This window comes from Nocardioides sp. JCM 18998 (assembly GCF_055391535.1).
The window spans coordinates 1,593,301-1,609,246 of sequence record NZ_AP043886.1 but is presented as its reverse complement, the minus strand read 5'-3'; the positions used below and the strand labels follow the sequence as shown (position 1 = coordinate 1,609,246).

The 15,946-nt window shown below is 70.5% G+C and carries 15 protein-coding genes; 5 read left to right on the top strand and 10 right to left on the bottom strand.

The window, feature by feature from the left end:
- The first annotated feature begins 22 nt into the window (after nt 1-22).
- The 3 genes from ACZ5L9_RS07605 to ACZ5L9_RS07595 are packed head-to-tail and all read left to right on the top strand — an operon-like array spanning nt 23 to nt 2,774.
- Complete coding sequence (locus ACZ5L9_RS07605) at nt 23-721, top strand: response regulator transcription factor (RefSeq protein WP_464535769.1); 699 nt, start codon at nt 23-25, stop codon at nt 719-721.
- Complete coding sequence (locus ACZ5L9_RS07600) at nt 718-2,154, top strand: HAMP domain-containing sensor histidine kinase (RefSeq protein ID WP_464535767.1); 1,437 nt, start codon at nt 718-720, stop codon at nt 2,152-2,154. Before ACZ5L9_RS07605 ends, ACZ5L9_RS07600 begins: the two co-directional genes overlap by 4 nt.
- Before the next feature lie 41 nt (nt 2,155-2,195).
- Complete coding sequence (locus ACZ5L9_RS07595; RefSeq protein ID WP_464535764.1) at nt 2,196-2,774, top strand: DUF3558 family protein; 579 nt, start codon at nt 2,196-2,198, stop codon at nt 2,772-2,774.
- 24 nt (nt 2,775-2,798) lie between these two features.
- Here the strand turns inward: ACZ5L9_RS07595 and zwf are convergent, their stop codons facing one another.
- Genes zwf through ACZ5L9_RS07575 form a run of 4 tightly spaced genes read right to left on the bottom strand, consistent with a single transcriptional unit; the run spans nt 2,799 to nt 6,955 of the window.
- Nucleotides 2,799-4,226, bottom strand: coding sequence for a glucose-6-phosphate dehydrogenase (zwf, locus tag ACZ5L9_RS07590; protein ID WP_464535762.1), 1,428 nt, complete (start codon nt 4,224-4,226; stop codon nt 2,799-2,801).
- A gap of 46 nt (nt 4,227-4,272) precedes the next feature.
- Nucleotides 4,273-4,482: a helix-turn-helix domain-containing protein gene (locus tag ACZ5L9_RS07585; RefSeq protein ID WP_464535760.1), complete on the bottom strand. Its 210-nt coding sequence runs from the start codon at nt 4,480-4,482 to the stop codon at nt 4,273-4,275.
- Entirely contained in the window at nt 4,482-4,961 is a 480-nt protein-coding gene (locus ACZ5L9_RS07580) for a DUF2975 domain-containing protein (RefSeq protein WP_464535758.1), read from the bottom strand. Before ACZ5L9_RS07580 ends, ACZ5L9_RS07585 begins: the two co-directional genes overlap by 1 nt.
- Before the next feature lie 50 nt (nt 4,962-5,011).
- Complete coding sequence (locus ACZ5L9_RS07575; protein WP_464535756.1) at nt 5,012-6,955, bottom strand: chorismate-binding protein; 1,944 nt, start codon at nt 6,953-6,955, stop codon at nt 5,012-5,014.
- Nucleotides 6,956-7,123: 168 nt separating this feature from the next.
- Here ACZ5L9_RS07575 and ACZ5L9_RS07570 point away from each other — a divergent pair, with 168 nt between their 5' ends.
- The gene (locus tag ACZ5L9_RS07570; protein WP_464535752.1) at nt 7,124-7,642 is read left to right on the top strand and encodes a hypothetical protein; all 519 of its coding nucleotides are present in this window, start codon (nt 7,124-7,126) and stop codon (nt 7,640-7,642) included.
- Between the two features lie 175 nt (nt 7,643-7,817).
- On the opposite strand, the gene ACZ5L9_RS07565 is transcribed toward ACZ5L9_RS07570, so the two are convergent.
- From ACZ5L9_RS07565 to ACZ5L9_RS07545, 5 genes are all read right to left on the bottom strand, one after another.
- On the bottom strand, nt 7,818-10,010 hold the full coding sequence (locus ACZ5L9_RS07565) for a HelD family protein (RefSeq protein ID WP_464535750.1): 2,193 nt from the start codon (nt 10,008-10,010) through the stop codon (nt 7,818-7,820).
- Nucleotides 10,011-10,200: 190 nt separating this feature from the next.
- The gene (locus tag ACZ5L9_RS07560; protein WP_464535748.1) at nt 10,201-11,508 is read right to left on the bottom strand and encodes a hypothetical protein; all 1,308 of its coding nucleotides are present in this window, start codon (nt 11,506-11,508) and stop codon (nt 10,201-10,203) included.
- 2 nt (nt 11,509-11,510) lie between these two features.
- Nucleotides 11,511-12,053, bottom strand: coding sequence for a SigE family RNA polymerase sigma factor (locus ACZ5L9_RS07555; RefSeq protein WP_464535746.1), 543 nt, complete (start codon nt 12,051-12,053; stop codon nt 11,511-11,513).
- A 58-nt stretch (nt 12,054-12,111) separates the two neighbouring features.
- On the bottom strand, nt 12,112-12,873 hold the full coding sequence (locus ACZ5L9_RS07550; protein WP_464535742.1) for an enoyl-CoA hydratase family protein: 762 nt from the start codon (nt 12,871-12,873) through the stop codon (nt 12,112-12,114).
- Entirely contained in the window at nt 12,866-13,954 is a 1,089-nt protein-coding gene (locus tag ACZ5L9_RS07545; protein WP_464535739.1) for a YihY/virulence factor BrkB family protein, read from the bottom strand. The genes ACZ5L9_RS07550 and ACZ5L9_RS07545 overlap by 8 nt, the downstream gene beginning before the upstream one ends.
- Before the next feature lie 124 nt (nt 13,955-14,078).
- On the opposite strand from ACZ5L9_RS07545, the gene ACZ5L9_RS07540 reads away from it, so the two are divergent.
- Nucleotides 14,079-14,618: an RDD family protein gene (locus ACZ5L9_RS07540; RefSeq protein ID WP_464535737.1), complete on the top strand. Its 540-nt coding sequence runs from the start codon at nt 14,079-14,081 to the stop codon at nt 14,616-14,618.
- A gap of 87 nt (nt 14,619-14,705) precedes the next feature.
- Here the strand turns inward: ACZ5L9_RS07540 and ACZ5L9_RS07535 are convergent, their stop codons facing one another.
- The gene (locus ACZ5L9_RS07535; protein ID WP_464535734.1) at nt 14,706-15,875 is read right to left on the bottom strand and encodes an acyl-CoA dehydrogenase family protein; all 1,170 of its coding nucleotides are present in this window, start codon (nt 15,873-15,875) and stop codon (nt 14,706-14,708) included.
- Nucleotides 15,876-15,946: the final 71 nt, after the last annotated feature.

Below are 15,946 nucleotides of genomic sequence, written 5' to 3'. Positions count from 1 at the left end.
CCAGCGGTGGCACAGTGTCACCGTGAGCACACAGAACAAGCCGCGCGCCCTGGTCGTCGACGACGACAAGGCCGTCCGCGAGTCCCTGCGCCGCTCCCTGGAGTTCAACGGGTACGACGTGGTCCTGGCCTCCGACGGCGCGGAGGCGCTGGCCGGCATCTCCGCAGCCTCGCCCGACATCGTGGTGATGGACGTGATGATGCCGCGCCTCGACGGCATCGAGACCACCAAGGCGCTGCGCCAGGCCGGAAACGACCTCCCGATCATCGTCCTGACCGCGCGTGACGCGGTCGGCGACCGGGTCGACGGTCTCGACGCCGGCGCCGACGACTACCTCACCAAGCCGTTCGCCCTGCAGGAGCTGCTCGCCCGGATGCGGGCGCTGCTGCGCCGCGCCGTCCCCAGCGAGGACGGCTCCGCCGACGAGGTGCTCTCCTACGCCGACCTGACGATGAACATCGCCTCGCGCGAGGTCACCCGCGCAGGCCGCGCGATCGAGCTGACCCGCACCGAGTTCGCGCTGCTCGAGATGTTCCTGCGCCGGCCCAAGCGCGTGCTCGAGCGCTCCTTCATCCTCGAGGAGGTCTGGGGCTACGACTTCCCGACCACCGCCAACTCCCTGGAGGTCTACGTGGGCTACCTGCGCCGCAAGACCGAGGCCGAGGGCGAGGACCGACTGCTGCACACCGTTCGTGGCGTGGGGTACGTGCTGAAGGTATGACCGTGCCGTTCACCCAGCGTGCCGCACTCGCCTGGAAGCGGCGTTCGCTCGCCAGCCGCGTCACCCTGCTCACCACCCTCGCCGTCGGTCTCGTGGTCGCCCTGATCGCGATCGTCGGCTACTTCACCGTCCGCATGCAGCTGCAGTCGACCACCGACCAGGCGCTGCTCCAGCGCGCCCACACGGCCGCAGCGACCTACGCGACGCCGTCGGGTCAGGGCGTGCCCCCGTGGGTGCTCGGTGCGGGCGACGTCCGGATCGCGGTCGTCTACGAGTCCGGTGCCAGCAACGGCGTCTGGGTGCCCGTCCCGCCGCACGACGGCGACGACGCCGCCGACTTCGCCAAGAGCCTCGGCGCTCCCGAGGCGGCCGTCGCGCATGGCACCACGTCCTCGAGCCTGCGCACCATCTCCGCGGGCGACACGTCCTACCGGGTCGCGGCGGTACCGCTCGGACGCGGCGAGGCGCTCGTGGTCGCCCAGTCGCTGTCCTCCCAGGACCAGGTCCTGGCCAAGCTCGGTGCGCTGATGCTCATCCTGGGCCTGGCCGGGGTGATCGCCGCCGGCTTCGCCGGCTGGGGCGTGGCCAGCGGCGGCCTGCGCCCGGTGCGCCGCCTGACGGACGACGTCGAGCGGATCGCGCGGACCGAGGACCTCACGCCCATCCCGGTCGAGGGCCACGACGAGATCGCCCGGCTCGCGACGTCGTTCAACGAGATGCTGATCGCCCTGGCCGCCTCCCGCGACCGGCAGAAGCAGCTCGTCGCCGACGCCGGCCACGAGCTGCGCACCCCGCTCACCTCCATGCGGACCAACATCGACCTGCTCACCCAGGCCGGCCTCTCCCTGACCGAGGACCAGCGCGAGGAGCTGCTCGACGACGTCCGCGCCCAGATGGAGGAGCTCACCACCCTCATCGGCGACCTGGTCGAGCTGGCCCGCGACGAGCCGCTGCCGCCGGTCGTCGAGACGGTCGAGCTGCCCGAGGTGCTCGAGCACGCCGTCGCCCGAGTCCGCCGCCGCGCGCCGTCGCTGCAGTGGTCCGTCGAGGCCGACCCGTGGTGGGTGGTCGGCGAGGCCCCCGGCCTCGAGCGGGCGGTGACCAACCTGCTCGACAACGCCGCGAAGTTCTCCCCCGACGGCACCACCGTCCACGTCCGCCTGCACGGTGGCGTGCTCACCGTCGACGATGAGGGCCCCGGCATCCCCGAGGCCGACCTGCCGCACATCTTCGACCGCTTCTACCGAGCCGCGGAGTCCCGTGCCCTGCCCGGCTCCGGCCTCGGTCTGTCCATCGTGCGCCAGGCCGCCGAGCGCCACGGCGGTTCGGTGACGGCCTCGCGTTCGCCGTACGGTGGCGCGCGCCTCGAGCTGCGCCTGCCCGGCTCGCCGGCGCCGATGCCCCGTACGCAACCCGTGGAGATCAACTCGTGAACCTGAAGGCCACTGCGCTGCGGCCTGCTGCACTCCTGCTCGTGACACCCCTCGCGCTCGCGCTGGCCGCCTGCGGCTCGTCCTCCGACGAGCACGACGGCGCCGACGCCACCATGTCGTCGGCCGCGCCGACGACGGCCAGCGCCGCGGGGTCACCGACGGCGGCGGCGACCGCCTCCACCTCCGGAGCGGCCGGGACGACGTTCAACCCCTGCGACGGCCTCGACGTGGCCGCGATCTCAAAGACGCTGGGCTCCCCGCTGAAGGTCGCCACCGGTACCGCCAGCGACCCGCGCTGCGCGCTGCTGCCCAAGAAGAAGGGCGGCCCGACCTTCGACGTGTCGTACCTGTGGTTCGACGGCGGCCTCGACGAGGCGTGGAAGACGATCACCGACAAGCCGGCCGGCACCATCACCGAGCCGACGATCAAGGGCGCTGACGCGACGAAGCTGATCGTGCAGCGCAAGAAGAACGGCTACGTCGTGTCGGCGTTCATGCAGAACGGCGACCTGATCCAGTCCCTCAACGGCGTGGCCCTGCCGCCGTACGACGCGCCCGCGATGGAGCGCGCCACCACGGCGATCCTGACCCAGCTCTCCGCGGCGGCTCCGCAGAGCTAGCCGCCTGTCAGCAGTTCGCGCAGGCTACGCGCGCCACTCCCGCTCGAACGGCAGCCGCCACGCGTGCGGCGCGATGAGCTGGTGGATCGCGTTCGGACCCCAGGAGCCGGGCGAGTAGAGCCGGACCGGCGGCGGGCTGTCGAGCAGCGGCTGGGAGACCTCCCAGAGCGTCTCGATGCCCTCGGCGGTGGTGAAGAGCGTGTGGTCGCCGCGCATCGCGTCGTGGATGAGCCGCTCGTACGCCTCGAGGACGCCCGTGGAGGACGAGGTCTCGGAGGTGTCGAACTGCATGGAGAGCTTCTCCAGCTTCATGCCCGGGCCCGGCCGCTTGCCGTAGAACGACAGCGACATCTTCGACTGGTCGGCCAGGTCGAAGGTCAGGTGGTCGGGTCCCTGGGTGCCAGCGTTGGAGCCCGCCGGGAACATCGTGAGCGGGGGCTCCTTGAACGCGATGGAGATGATGCGCGCGCCCTCGGCGAGCTTCTTTCCCGTCCGGAGGAAGAACGGGACGCCTGCCCAGCGCCAGTTGTCGATCTCGACCTTGAGCGCCACGAAGGTCTCGGTATCGGAGTCGTCGGCGACCTCGTTCTTGCCGCGGTAGCCGGTGTACTGACCGCGTACGACGTTCTTCGGGTCGAGGGGGCGGATCGAGCGGAAGACCTTGTTCTTCTCGTCCGAGATCGGGCCCGGTGCCAGCGACGTCGGCGGCTCCATCGCCATGAAGGCGAGGATCTGCATGAGGTGGGTGACGACCATGTCGCGGTAGGCGCCGGTGCCCTCGTAGAAGGCCGTCCGGCCTTCGAGGCCGAGCGTCTCCGGCACGTCGATCTGGACGTGGTCGATGAAGTTGCGGTTCCAGATCGGCTCGAAGAGACCGTTGGCGAAGCGGAAGGCGAGGATGTTCTGCGCCGCCTCCTTGCCGAGGAAGTGGTCGATCCGGAAGATCTGCTGCTCGGCGAAGACCTCGTGGATCTTGGCGTTGAGCACCTTCGCCGAGGCGAGGTCGGTGCCGAACGGCTTCTCCATGATGATCCGAGCCCGCTCCACCAGGCCGGCCTCCTCGAGCTGCCGGATGACGTCGAGGGCAGCCTTCGGCGGCACGGAGAGGTAGTGCAGCCGGCCGATCGTACGGCCGAGCGGCTCGAGCTGACGCTCGGCCTCGCGGACCTGGTCGGCCAGCGCGTGCGGGCCCTTGCCGGTCGGGACGTAGGCGAGCATCTTCTCGAACGGCGCCCAGCGCTTGTCGTCGAGCTCGCCCTTGCCGAACTCCTCGCAGGCCTGACGCGCGATCTTGGCCCACTGCTCGGAGTCGATGTCCTCCAGCGAGGTGCCGACGATCATGGCGTCCTTCAGCAACCCCGCCTCGAAGAGGCGGAGGAGCCCCGGGAGGAGCTTGCGCTTGGCGAGGTCTCCGGTCGCACCGAAGAGCACGATGACGTGCGGCTGCTCCATGTCTTCCACGGTACTCACTTTAGTAGAGCGCCGGATGGCCGTCGCGTTACGCCTCGGGGACCCACTCCAACAAGTCGCCCGGCTGGCATTCGAGCACCCGGCACATCGCTTCGAGGGTGGAGAAGCGCACGGCCTTGGCTCGGCCGTTCTTCAGCACCGCCACGTTGGCAGGCGTCAGGCCGATCCGCTCGGCGAAGTCGCCCACGCTCATCTTGCGCCGAGCGAGGGCCACGTCGATGCGTACGACGATCGGCATCAGATGACCGCGTCCAGATCGGTGCGCAGGCTCGTGGCCTGTCGCAACAGCTCGCGCATCACGACCATGAGCAGGCCGATGACCCCGCCGATGAGCACCAGGAGCGTCAGCAGCATCGGCTCACCCGGGTCGTCGGCATGGAGGCCGACCGCCACCCACACCACCGCGAGCAGCACCCAGCCCACGCCGATCGCTCCGGTGATGACGTCGACCCAGCGCAATGCCCGCTCGGTGAAGATCTGGTCCGCTCGGACGAGGCTGAGCAGACGCCAGGTGCAGACGATCACGAGCTGCACGCAGAGGATCTCGACGCCCGCCCAGATCGTCAGCGGCCAGCGCCAGGCGGACTGGTCTGGATAGTCCCGTGCCAGGTGGGCGAACTGTCCCGGCATCGAGAGCAGCTGGAAGACGACCAGGATGCAGAAGGTCGCCGCAAGCAGCACTCGCAGCGGCAGAACGGCGCGATCGACGAGTTTCATACATCGATGATCGACCATTATCTATCGATTTTCAATCGATCGATCGTGGATCAGAGCGCAGCGTCGCCGAGAACGACACCCCGCACCAGGTCGTGCACGATGTCGAAGCCACGCTCGGTCAGGATCGACTCGGCGTGGAACTGGATGCCCCGGTAGTGGGGGCCGGTGACCGCGTGGATGTCGCCGGTCTCGGGGTCCGCGTCGACGGTGACGCCCTCGGGCAGGACGGCGTCACCGACCCGGCCGACGAACGTGTTGTAGAAGCCGACCCGCTCGGTGCGGCTCCCCGCGGCCCCGGTGCTGAGCTCGACGGCCGACTGGGTGCCCTGGAAGACGATGTCCTTGTAGTGCAGGCCCAGGCCGAGCTGGTGGCACAGCGCCTGGTGGCCGAGGCAGACCGAGAGGAAGGGCTGACCGGTCTCCAGCAGCTCGGAGACCGCCGCTCGCAGCTGCGCCATCTTCGGGTCGGCGTCGTCGCGCGGGTCGCCGGGACCGGGGCCGACGATGACCAGGTCGGCGCCGCGGAAGGCGCCGTGGGCGTAGTCCTCGTGCCGGATCACGCTGGAGGTGATCCCCATCCGCAGCAGCATGTGCCGCAGCATGTTCACGAAGTCGTCCTCGCCGTCGAGGATGATCGCGTTCTTGCCGATCAGCCGATGATCGACCGGGGAGCCGGACTGGTTCGCGAGCCAGAAGCCGGACAGGCGGCAGTTGCGGCTGTTGAGCTCGATCAGGACGTCCTCGTCGACGACCAGCTCGGCCGGGTTGATCGCCAGCGTCGGGGCGGGCGGGACCAGCCCGAACGCGCCGAGGATGCCGCCGGCCTTGGCGTGGGTCTCCGCGACCTCGTACGCCGGGTCCGAGTCGCGCACCAGCGTCGCACCGGCGGTCACCTTCAGCTTGCCCTCGAGCGAGACGTCGGCCGTACGGATCACGATCGGGCTGTCGACGACCGGCTCGCCGGCCTCGTCACGCCCGAAGATCGCGAGCGCTGCGCCGTAGTAGCCACGGCCCTCCGGCTCGTACTCCTTGATCAGCCGGCACGCGTTCTCCACCGGCGATCCGGTGACGGTCGCGGCGTACATGGTGTCGCGCAGGATCTCGCGCGGGTCGCGGTTGGAGCGGCCGGCGAGGAGATACTCGGTGTGGATCAGCCGCGACATGGGCTTGAGGAACGGACCGAGCACCTGGCCGCCCTCGGTGCAGATGTCGCACATCATCTTGAGCTCCTCGTCGACGACCATGAAGAGCTCGTAGATCTCCTTCTCGTCACGCAGGAAGTCGAGGAGCTGCGGCTTGAGCCCGGTGGCACTCGTCGCGCTCGCCGGCAACCGGAAGGTGCCGGAGATCGGGTTCATCCGGACGTCGCCGCCGACCACGCTGACGTGTCGCTCCGGGGAGGCGCCGATCAGGAAGCGGTCGCCGGTGAAGAAGACGAAGGTCCAGTACGCACCGCGCTCGCGCTCGAGGAGACGACGGAAGACGGCCAGCGCCTTCGCGGTGTCCCAGCCATCGATCGCCGCACGGTAGTGCCGCGAGATGACCAGGTTGGCGCCCTCGCCCTGCCCGATCTCCCCCTCGATGATCTGACGGACGATCTGCTCGTACTCCTCGTCGGAGGTCTCGAAGCCGCCGCGGTCGGTGAACATGACCTCCTGCTCGTCGATCGCCTCGATCACCTGTCGAGTCGAGAACTCGTGCTCCTCGGCGATGTCGACCACGACCAGCGGGGTGCCGTCGTCGTGCGCCTCGAAGCCGCGCTCGGCGACCTGACGGAACGGCACGGCGACCAGGCGGTCGGCGACGTGGCCGTCCTGTGGGATCCCGGTCTCGAGCGGGATGTCGAGGATCGAGCCGGCCTCCGAGCGGGTGCCGCCGATGATGCCGACCGTGTCGCGGTCCCCCGCGCGGGTGGAGCGCCGGATGATCGCCCACGCCTCGTGCCCCGTGATCGCCTCGATCGCGGTCCTGGCATCAACGGCATGGTTCGTCATGGCCGGAAGCCTAGTTGGGTGCGTCGGGCGGGCGCGCGCGGGTTTCACCCGCTGGCCGGGGCCCGCGCGATCGATCCGCCGGCGGGATGTATCGAATCACGCCCGTGGCGACAGGAAGGAGGTGCAGAGGCCGGAAGAACCCGGCACCCAGCAGTTGAGGAGCACCACATGACGAACCTTCGTACGGGTCTCGGCGTCGTCGCCGCCACCGCCGCCATCTCCGCGACCGGCATCGGCGCCGCGGCCGCCGCGACCCACGGCTCACACGACAGCACCCACCCGGTGAAGGCGCCCTGCGCGATCCAGCAGGCCCAGGTCGACAGGGCTCAGGCCAAGCTCGACGCCCTGACCGCGCGGTTCGCCGCTGCGAAGGCCGTGGTCAAGGCCGACAAGGAGCTGGTGGCCGCGACCCACGGCACCCACCGGGCGCGCGCCACCCGGGCACTGGCCTTCGCGTGGGCGAAGAGGGAGCACGTCCGCGACCTGAAGAAGGCCCAGGTCCAGCGCCTGGCCCACGCCACCGCCCGCCTGGAGAAGTGCGAGGCCAGCGCCAGCGCGACCCCGAGCGGGCCGGCGTCCAGCACGCCGTCGACCTCGATCACCCCGTCGACGTCTGCGTCGACCAGCGCCTCCACCTCGGCCAGCGCCTCAACCTCGGCCAGCGCCAGCACGTCGGCCGCCTCCTGACCCCTCCCGCTCCGACGAGTCAGCGCCCCGTCTCCCGCTTCATCGAGCGGGAGACGGGGCGATCGGCGTTCGTGTGTAACGTTTCGGGCCCTTCGCGACATGTAGTCATTGCTGAGGGGCGCACCGGCAGCGGACGTGCGTCCCTCAGCACCGGTACGTGCCGGCGCCGAGGGGGTCAGCTGATCGTGCTCAGCAGCTGGGTCGCACGGGTCAGCACGACGTAGAGCGTCGCGCGACCGGTCGGGGACTCGTCCTCGATCTCCTGCGGTCGCACCACGGCGATCGCGTCGAACTCGAGGCCCTTGGTGTCGAGACCGGTGAGGACCACGATCCGGTCCTCCCCGCTGGGCACCGCGTCGGCGTCCCTCGCTGCGGCCACGGCCGCCGGCGCCTGGTCGGCGACCTCGGGCCAGGAGGCCAGCCAGCCGTTGACCTCGGCGCGCCGGGCCACCGGCACCACGATGCCGACGGTGCCGGAGACCTCGCCGGCCAGCCGTACGACCTCGGCGCGGACCGCGGCCTCCAGGTCGCTGGCACCCTCCACCACCACGGGGTCGACCCCGGTGGAGCGGACCGCCGTGGGCAGGTCGGCGTCGAGGCCGACCCGCTCGGCGTACGCGGCGGCGTAGGCGTAGATCTCGGAGCTGTTGCGGTAGTTGGTGGCGAGCCGGAAGGCGTGAATCGCCTTGCCCTCGAGCGCCTCCGCCCGGGCCGCCGCGGACTCGGCCGGGATCGGCCACGAGGACTGCGCCGGGTCGCCGACGATCGTCCACGAGGCCGTGCGACCGCGCCGGCCGACCATCCGCCACTGCATCGGGGTCAGGTCCTGCGCCTCGTCGATGAGGACGTGCGCGTAGGGGTCGTCGTCGATCCGGTACGACGGCGGCTTCCAGCCCGGCCCGGTCGCGAACTCGCGGTCCGAGGCGGTCATCAGCTCCTGCACGTTGATGCCGAGCTCCGGGTCGAAGTCGCGCTCGTCGGCGGGCGCCTCGGGCACGTCGCCGATCGCGTAGCGCAGCTCGTCGAGGAGCGGGATGTCGTCGATGCTCAGATCGGAGGTCGAGCTCGTCGAGACCGTCGGGACCCCCGACCACGACTTGAGCAGGAGGCGCTGCTCGTCCTGGCTCAGGATGCCGTCGGAGACCCGGGCGAGCATCTCGGGCTCGCGCAGCCAGCCGAGCACCGTCGAGGCGTCCAGCGGCGGCCACCAGGCGTGCACGAAGTCGAGGAACTGCGGGTTGTCGAGCAGCTCGTCCTCGAACGCCTCCTTGCCGCGCTCACGGCCACGCTCGCCGCGGACCTGGCGCCACAGCGCGTCGAGCAGCGCCTGCGGCACCCGGCGGATCTGCTGGTTGCGCCGGCCGCCGCCCATCAGCTGGCGGCGCAGCTGGCCGAGCTTGCCGCGGTCGAGGCGCAGCACGTCGTCGCGGTAGAAGAACTTGAACTCGCCCGGCGAGCCCGGCACCTGCTGGCGGGCCGTACGCCGGAGCACCTCGGCCATCCGTGCCGAGCCCTTCACCGCGGCGGCGGCGGGGTCGTCGTGCCGGGTCGCGCGGACCCCGTCGACGACCTCGCCGAGGGAGCGGAGCGCGACGGCCGTCTCACCGAGCGAGGGCAGGACGCGGGCGATGTAGTTCATGAAGACGCCTGACGGCCCGACGATCAGCACGCCACCGGCCTCGTACTTCCGGCGGTCGCTGTAGAGCAGGTAGGCCGCGCGGTGCAGCGCCACCACCGTCTTGCCGACGCCCGGGCCGCCGGAGATCGCGACGACACCCTTGGCGGGCGCACGGATCGCCTTGTCCTGCTCGGCCTGGATGGTGGCGACGATGGAGTGCATGGTGCGGTCGCGGGCGCGGGAGAGCTGCGCCATCAGCGCGCCCTCGCCGACGATCGGCAGGTCGGTGTTGGCCTCCGCGTCGAGCAGCTCGTCCTCGACGCCGACGACCGTACGGCCGTCGTTGCGCAGCACCCGGCGCCGGACGACGCGCTGCGGCTCCGCCGCGGTCGCCTGGTAGAAGACCGCGGCGGCGGGGGCGCGCCAGTCGATCAGCAGGGAGTCCCGGTTCGCGTCGCGCAGGCCGATCCGGCCGATGTAGCGCGGCTCGGGGTCCAGCTCGGGGAGCATGTCGAGGCGACCGAAGACCAGGCCCTCGTGAGCGGCGTCGAGCTGGGCGATGCGGCGCGCGGCCTGGAAGAGCATCGCGTCGCGCTCGACGAGCCCGCCCTCGTGCCCGAGGTTGCCGCGTGCGCGGCCCTCCTTGGCCAGCTCCTGGGCAGCCTTCGCCGACTCCTCCAGCTGGACGTAGACCCGGTCCACGAACTCCTGCTCGCGACCGATCTCCTGCTGGATCAGATCTTCACTCAACGCTGTGCTTCCCCACGTCTCGCGCCGTACGCCGTCCGAGTGCGGGCGGCAAGCAGAGAACTCTACCGGCTGTTGCGGTGTGTCGGTTCATCAAGGTATGCAGTTCAACCGACGCTTCCCGTGCGGAATTCCGCACGGGAACTGCGGGTTCGGCGGCATACCTCGACGAACAGACGTCAGGCGGTCCCGGTCAGGACGCGGGGCGGTAGACCAGGATGCGGATCGACGGGTTCGGCGCCTGCGGGTGCCCGGCGATCCGGAAGTCGTACTCCGAGCCGGCCAGGACCTCGCCGAGACTCGGCATGCCGACTCCGGCGGAGGAGTCGTACCAGCTGAGCTCCCGGTCGCGGTCGCCGGCGGTCAGGTGCCGGGCGGTCGGCCGCCACGACCCGGCCGGGACGATGACCTTCACGTACGCCGGACCGGCGATCCGCGCGTGGTTCGCCTCGATGATCTGGTCGAGCGCCCAGTCACGGCCATCGGCCTCGATCACATGGTCGACCTGCATGCCCTCGATCACGGTCTGCCCGCCCCTCGCGTAGACCGCCCCGCCCAGCACGACGGCGGGGTCCGAGAGCGGGTTCTCCGCCCGGTCCTGCAGCCGCACCGTGACGGTGTGCGGGCCGGCCCCCAGGGCCCACCGCTCCGGCTGGCTGAAGCCGGGACCCGGGTCGTCGATGCGATCCTCGAGGCCGTCGCAGCCCACGGCGGCGAACGACTTCCCGTCCACGGTGTAGTCGGCCATCGCTCGCCACGGCTTGCTGGTCGACACCGCGCACGCGCCGGCCATCGACCACGTCTTCACCGGGCCCTCGACGGTGAAGCGCAGCGTGGTCTGCCCGGGCCGTCCCCAGGCGCCGCCCAGCAACGATGCCGCGCCCACCTGAGAGCGGAACACCGCCGTCCCGTCGCTGACGCCTGTCGGCAGGCTGTGGTCGCGCTCGTAGACCGCGAGCCCGACCTGCGCGTCCTGGCCGGTGCCACGCAGCAGAACCGTCACGTCGTGCTCGTCGGAGCCGACCGGGACCGGTGCGGCGAGGTCCGTGCCGCCGTCGACCCGCGCAAGATCGGTGTCCCGGTCGCGCAGTGTCGCCGTACCACCACCCAGGCCGGTGCCGACCAGCTCCACGACCCGGTCCGGTCCGGTGCGCGGAAGGTGGAGCGTGAATCGCTGCTCGCCGGGCGTGCTCTCACCTGTCCGGACGAGCCGGTAGCGGAAGTCGCTCACCGTCACCGCCTGCTCCACCACGTGCCCGGCGATCTCGGGTCCCGCAGCGTGCCTGTCCGGCAGCGCGGTGGCGGCGACGACGCCACCGGCGATCACGAGAGCGGCCGCGATGCCGCCGGCGATCCCGCCTCGACGCCGGTTGCGGGCGCGACGGATGCGGGTCCGCAGCTCGGCACCGCGAGCGGCATGCGCGTCGGGAGCCGCCTGGATCGCCGCGTCGGCGTGGGCGGTGAGGCTGGCACGCAGCTCGTCGACCCCGTGGGTGCTCATCGTCATCGTCCATCTCCCGAGGTGGTCAGCGCGGGGTCGATCCGCAGCTTCGCGAAGGCCTTCGCGGTCTGGGACTTCACCGTGCCGACGCTGACGCCCAGGAGGTCGGCGGTCTCGGCCTCGGTGAGGTCATCGAAGTAGCGCAGCACGACCACCGCGCGCATCCTTCGCGGGAGGTTGCCGAGCGCCGTCCACAGGTCGGTGGCGGCGGCCTCGTCGGTCGGCGTCGTGGCCCGCTCGGGGAGCTCCTCGGTCGCCTGCTCGCCGTTCCACTTGCGCCGCCACCAGGAGGCATAGGTGTTGACCAGGATCCTGCGGACGTACGGCTCGTGGCTGCCGTCGACGCGGCTCCACGAGAACCAGGCCTTGGTCAGCGCCGTCTGCAGCAGGTCCTCGGCGAGCGCGTGGTCGCGGGTGAGCAGGTACGCGGTACGCAGCAGCGCCGGCGATCGCAGCGCGACGAACTCGTCGAAGCCGACCGCGTCCACGTCACCTCCCGAGAGGGGCGTACGGCGTCCGCCGCTCGCCAGGGCGTTGATGCTCATGCCTCAACGGACCCGCTGGGCATCCCGAATGGTTGCCCAACGATGTGAGTCGGTCCGGTCACTTCCCCCGCGACAGGAAGGCGAGCATCGCGGCCTTCGCCTCGTCGGAGCCGAACAGGCGCGCCGAGAGCCGGGCGACGTCGTCGGCGCGCTCGTCGATGCTGGCGATCAGCCCGGCGTTGAGCAGGCGCTTGGTCTCGCGCAAGCCCTGGGGCGCACCGGTGGCCAGCTCGGCCGCGACCCGGGCGACCTCGGCGTCCAGCTCCTCGCCGGGGACCGAGCGGGTGACCAGGCCCATCGCGACCGCCTCGGCGGCGGTGAACCTCGCACCCGTGAGGCAGGCGTACGCGGCCGCACGGCTCGTCATCCGCGGCAGGACCGTCAGCGAGATCGCGGCGGGAGCCAGTCCGAGCTTCACCTCGGTGAGCGCGAAGGAGGCCGCGTCGGCCGCGACGGCGATGTCGCAGGCGGCGACCAGCCCGATCCCGCCGGCACGGACAGCGCCCTGGAGGCGGCACACGACCGGCTTGGAGTGGCCCACGATCACCCGCTGCAGCCGGGCGATCGCACGCGGCCCGTCCTCGAAGCTGTCCGACGACGCCTCCGAGAGGTCGGCGCCGGAGCAGAAGACGGTGCCGGTGGCGGCCAGCACGACGACCCGTACGGCATCGTCGTTCTCGGCCCGCTCGAGCCGTTCGAAGAGCTCGGTGATGAGCTGGGCGGAGAGGGCGTTGCGGTTGCGCGGGGAGTCGAGGGTGATCGTGGCGATCCCGTCCGCGATCTCGTAGTGGACCAGCTCGGGGTGGGCCTGCTCAGTCATCGCTCTCCTCCAGGGGCGGCTCGGGTTGCGGGGCCAGCTCGTCGTTGCTCACCTTGAGCTTGCGCGTCTTGGCCAGCCAGGACGGATCCATCACGATCTCGTGGGTGTGCCCGTCGCGGCCGTCGAACGTCACCGCGACGGTCTGGAACCCCTTGTGCCGCTGCATCAGCGCATAGCCGGCGTACGCGCGCCGGTCGGCCTCGGTGAGGTCGACGCGGTCGGTGAACGGCGTGAGCAGCGCGCGCGGCCACAGTCGGCGGGCGAGGACGACGTTGACCTCGATGCCCAGCACGCCCATCACCGAGGCGATGTAGATCAGGCCGATGAGGCCGAGGACCAGGGCGAAGGTCTGGTTCATGCCCGAGGTGGCCTGGATGACGTTGCGGACGTAGATCGCGCCGATCCACTGCAGGCTCTGCCACATCAGCGCGAGGGTGAACGCGCCCGGCACGGCGTTGCGCAGCGGGTGGTCGCGGGTGGTGGCCAGCCGGAACAGGAGGGTGAGCATGCAGCCGATGATCAGGAACGAGCCGATCTGGATCAGCCAGCCCATCCAGCCGCTCCCGCGCCCGATCACATCGGTGTGCGCGCCGACGGTGGCGAGGACGGAGACGCCGATCACCGCGACGCCGGCGGTGGCGAGCAGGACCAGCGAGCGCAGCCGCAGCAGGATCGGGTTCGGGCGGCTGTTGCGTGGCACCGACCAGGCGATGTTGACGGTGTTCTGGATCGCCTGCCCGAGGCCCATCGCGCCGTACGTGGCGGTGAGGGCGCCGATCACGATGCCGCCGGTCGAGCCGTGCAGCTCCTTGCGGCCCAGCTCGTCGCCGATGATCGGGAACTGGCGCAGCGCCGAGTTCAGCACCTCCTCCTGCAGCTGGGGGTGCGCCTGGAGCAGGAACCCGAGGATCGAGGAGCCGAGCAGTAGCAGCGGGAAGATCGCGATGAAGGCGTAGTAGGTCACGATCGCGGCCAGGTAGTTGCCCTGGTCGTCGAAGAACTTGTAGATCACGCCGAGCGGGAAGGCGACCGGTGTGAACTGCCGCTGCCCGCGGTCCAGCGCTTGCACGACCCCCGCCACGGGAGCAGGGTATCCGTACAGGCATCGACGACGGGGATCGCGAAGTGGGCGAACGGAGTGAGCACACCATCCGGTACTGCGCGGCATGTGCCTCATGCGCGCGCGGAGCGAAGCGAGTACGTGCATGAGCTACGAAGCAGCGCCGAGTCCCTACGAGCAGCCCGCCCATCCCCCGCCGGTCGTCCCGATCCCGTACGCCCGCTGGGGCAGGCGGGTCGCCGGGCGTCTCCTGGACGCGCTGTTCGAGTTCCTCGCGACGCTGCCGGTCTTCATCGGCTTCATCGTCATGTTCGCCACGGCCGACTACGTCGACCGGCCGGACGGCTCGACCGACATCCACATGAACGACGCCGGTGCCACCATCGGGGGCATCCTGATCGCCTTCGGCTTCCTGCTCGCGCTCGCCTTCTGGATCTGGAACGTCTTCGTCCGCCAGGGCTCGACCGGCTACACCCTCGGCAAGAGCGTCGTCGGCATCAAGCTGATCAAGATCTCCACCGGAGCACCCATCTGCGGCGGCTGGGCGTTCCTCCGCGAGATCCTGCACACCCTCGACAGCGCCCTGCTCTACCTCGGCTGGCTCTGGCCGCTGTGGGACCGCAAGCGCCAGACCTTCGCCGACAAGATCGTCGAGACGGTCGTCATCGTCCAGCGCCCCGAGTGACGCCGAGTCTGCACCTGTAACCGTCGAATTTGCAGGTACGGGCGGCGCCACGTGCAGACTCGACGGTCGCAGGTGCAAATTCGGGGGTCAGTAGGACTTCGGCAGTCCCAGCGAGTGCATCGCGACGAAGTTGAGGATCATCTCCTTCGACACCGGCGCGATCCGCATGACCCGCGACGCGGCGACGAGCGCGCCCATGCCGTACTCCTGGGTGAGGCCGTTGCCGCCGAACGTGTGCACGGAGGTGTCGACGGCGAAGCAGGAGGCCTCGGCCGCGGCGTACTTCGCCATGTTGGCCGCCTCGCCGGCCTCGAGGTCCTTGCCCTCGTCGACCAGCGCGGCCGCCTTCTGCGTCATCAGCCGAGCCAGCTCGACCTGGATGTGGGCCTGCGCGAGCGGGTGGGCGATCGCCTGGTGGCTGCCGATCGGGGCGTCGAAGACCGAGCGCTCCTTGGCGTACGCGGAGGCCCTGGTCAGCGCGAAGCGGGCCAGGCCGGTGGCGAAGGATGCCGCCATCACGCGCTCGGGGTTGAGCCCGGCGAACAGCATCTCGAGGCCGCCGCCGGTGCCGCTCTGGTCGCCGATCAGCGCGTCGGCGGGCAGCCGGACGTCGTCGATGAACACCTGGAACTGCAGCTCCGGGGAGACGAACTCCATCGGGATCGGGGTGAACTCGAACCCAGCGGCGTCGGTCGGCACCACGAAGAGGCAGGGCTTGAGCTTGCCCGTCTTCGCGTCCTCGGCGCGCGCCACGACCAGGACGTTCTTGGACTCGTCGAGGCCGGAGATGTAGATCTTGCGACCGTTGAGCACCCATTCGTCGCCGTCGCGGCGTGCCGTCGTGATGATGTTGTGCGAGTTGGTGCCCGCATCGGGCTCGGTGATGGCGAAGGCCATCGTCTCGGTGCCGTCCGCGATGCCGGGCAGCCAGCGCTGCTTCTGCTCGTCGGTGCCGTACCTGTTGATCACCGTGCCGCAGATCGCCGGGCTGACGACCATCAGCAGCAGCGGACAGCCGGCCGCGCCGACCTCCTCGAGGACCGCCGCGACGTCACCGAGGCCACCGCCGCCCCCGCCGTACTCCTCGGGGAGGTTGACCCCGAGGTAGCCGTTCTTGCCCAGCTCCAGCCAGAGCTCGGTGGTCTTCTCCCCGGCTCGGGCCTTCTTCAGGAAGTACTCCTGGCCGTATTTGGACGCGAGCCGGTGGACCTGCTTGCGCAGCTCCTGGCGCTCCTCGGACTCGACGAAACTGCTCATGCACGTACTCGCTTCGCTCCGTGCGCGCATGAGATCTCCGCGCGCTGTGTTGAATTGTTCGCTCGCTGGCG

Excerpts from the sequence above, each read along its gene's own strand:
- ACZ5L9_RS07600 (WP_464535767.1), top strand. The coding sequence starts at position 718 with ATGACCGTGCCGTTCACCCAGCGTGCCGCACTCGCCTGGAAGCGGCGT.
- zwf (WP_464535762.1), bottom strand. The coding sequence starts at position 4,226 with ATGGAGCAGCCGCACGTCATCGTGCTCTTCGGTGCGACCGGAGACCTC.
- ACZ5L9_RS07585 (WP_464535760.1), bottom strand. The coding sequence starts at position 4,482 with ATGCCGATCGTCGTACGCATCGACGTGGCCCTCGCTCGGCGCAAGATG.
- ACZ5L9_RS07580 (WP_464535758.1), bottom strand. The coding sequence starts at position 4,961 with ATGAAACTCGTCGATCGCGCCGTTCTGCCGCTGCGAGTGCTGCTTGCG.
- ACZ5L9_RS07575 (WP_464535756.1), bottom strand. The coding sequence starts at position 6,955 with ATGACGAACCATGCCGTTGATGCCAGGACCGCGATCGAGGCGATCACG.
- ACZ5L9_RS07570 (WP_464535752.1), top strand. The coding sequence starts at position 7,124 with ATGACGAACCTTCGTACGGGTCTCGGCGTCGTCGCCGCCACCGCCGCC.
- ACZ5L9_RS07560 (WP_464535748.1), bottom strand. The coding sequence starts at position 11,508 with ATGAGCACCCACGGGGTCGACGAGCTGCGTGCCAGCCTCACCGCCCAC.
- ACZ5L9_RS07555 (WP_464535746.1), bottom strand. The coding sequence starts at position 12,053 with ATGAGCATCAACGCCCTGGCGAGCGGCGGACGCCGTACGCCCCTCTCG.
- ACZ5L9_RS07550 (WP_464535742.1), bottom strand. The coding sequence starts at position 12,873 with ATGACTGAGCAGGCCCACCCCGAGCTGGTCCACTACGAGATCGCGGAC.
- ACZ5L9_RS07540 (WP_464535737.1), top strand. The coding sequence starts at position 14,079 with ATGAGCTACGAAGCAGCGCCGAGTCCCTACGAGCAGCCCGCCCATCCC.
- ACZ5L9_RS07535 (WP_464535734.1), bottom strand. The coding sequence starts at position 15,875 with ATGAGCAGTTTCGTCGAGTCCGAGGAGCGCCAGGAGCTGCGCAAGCAG.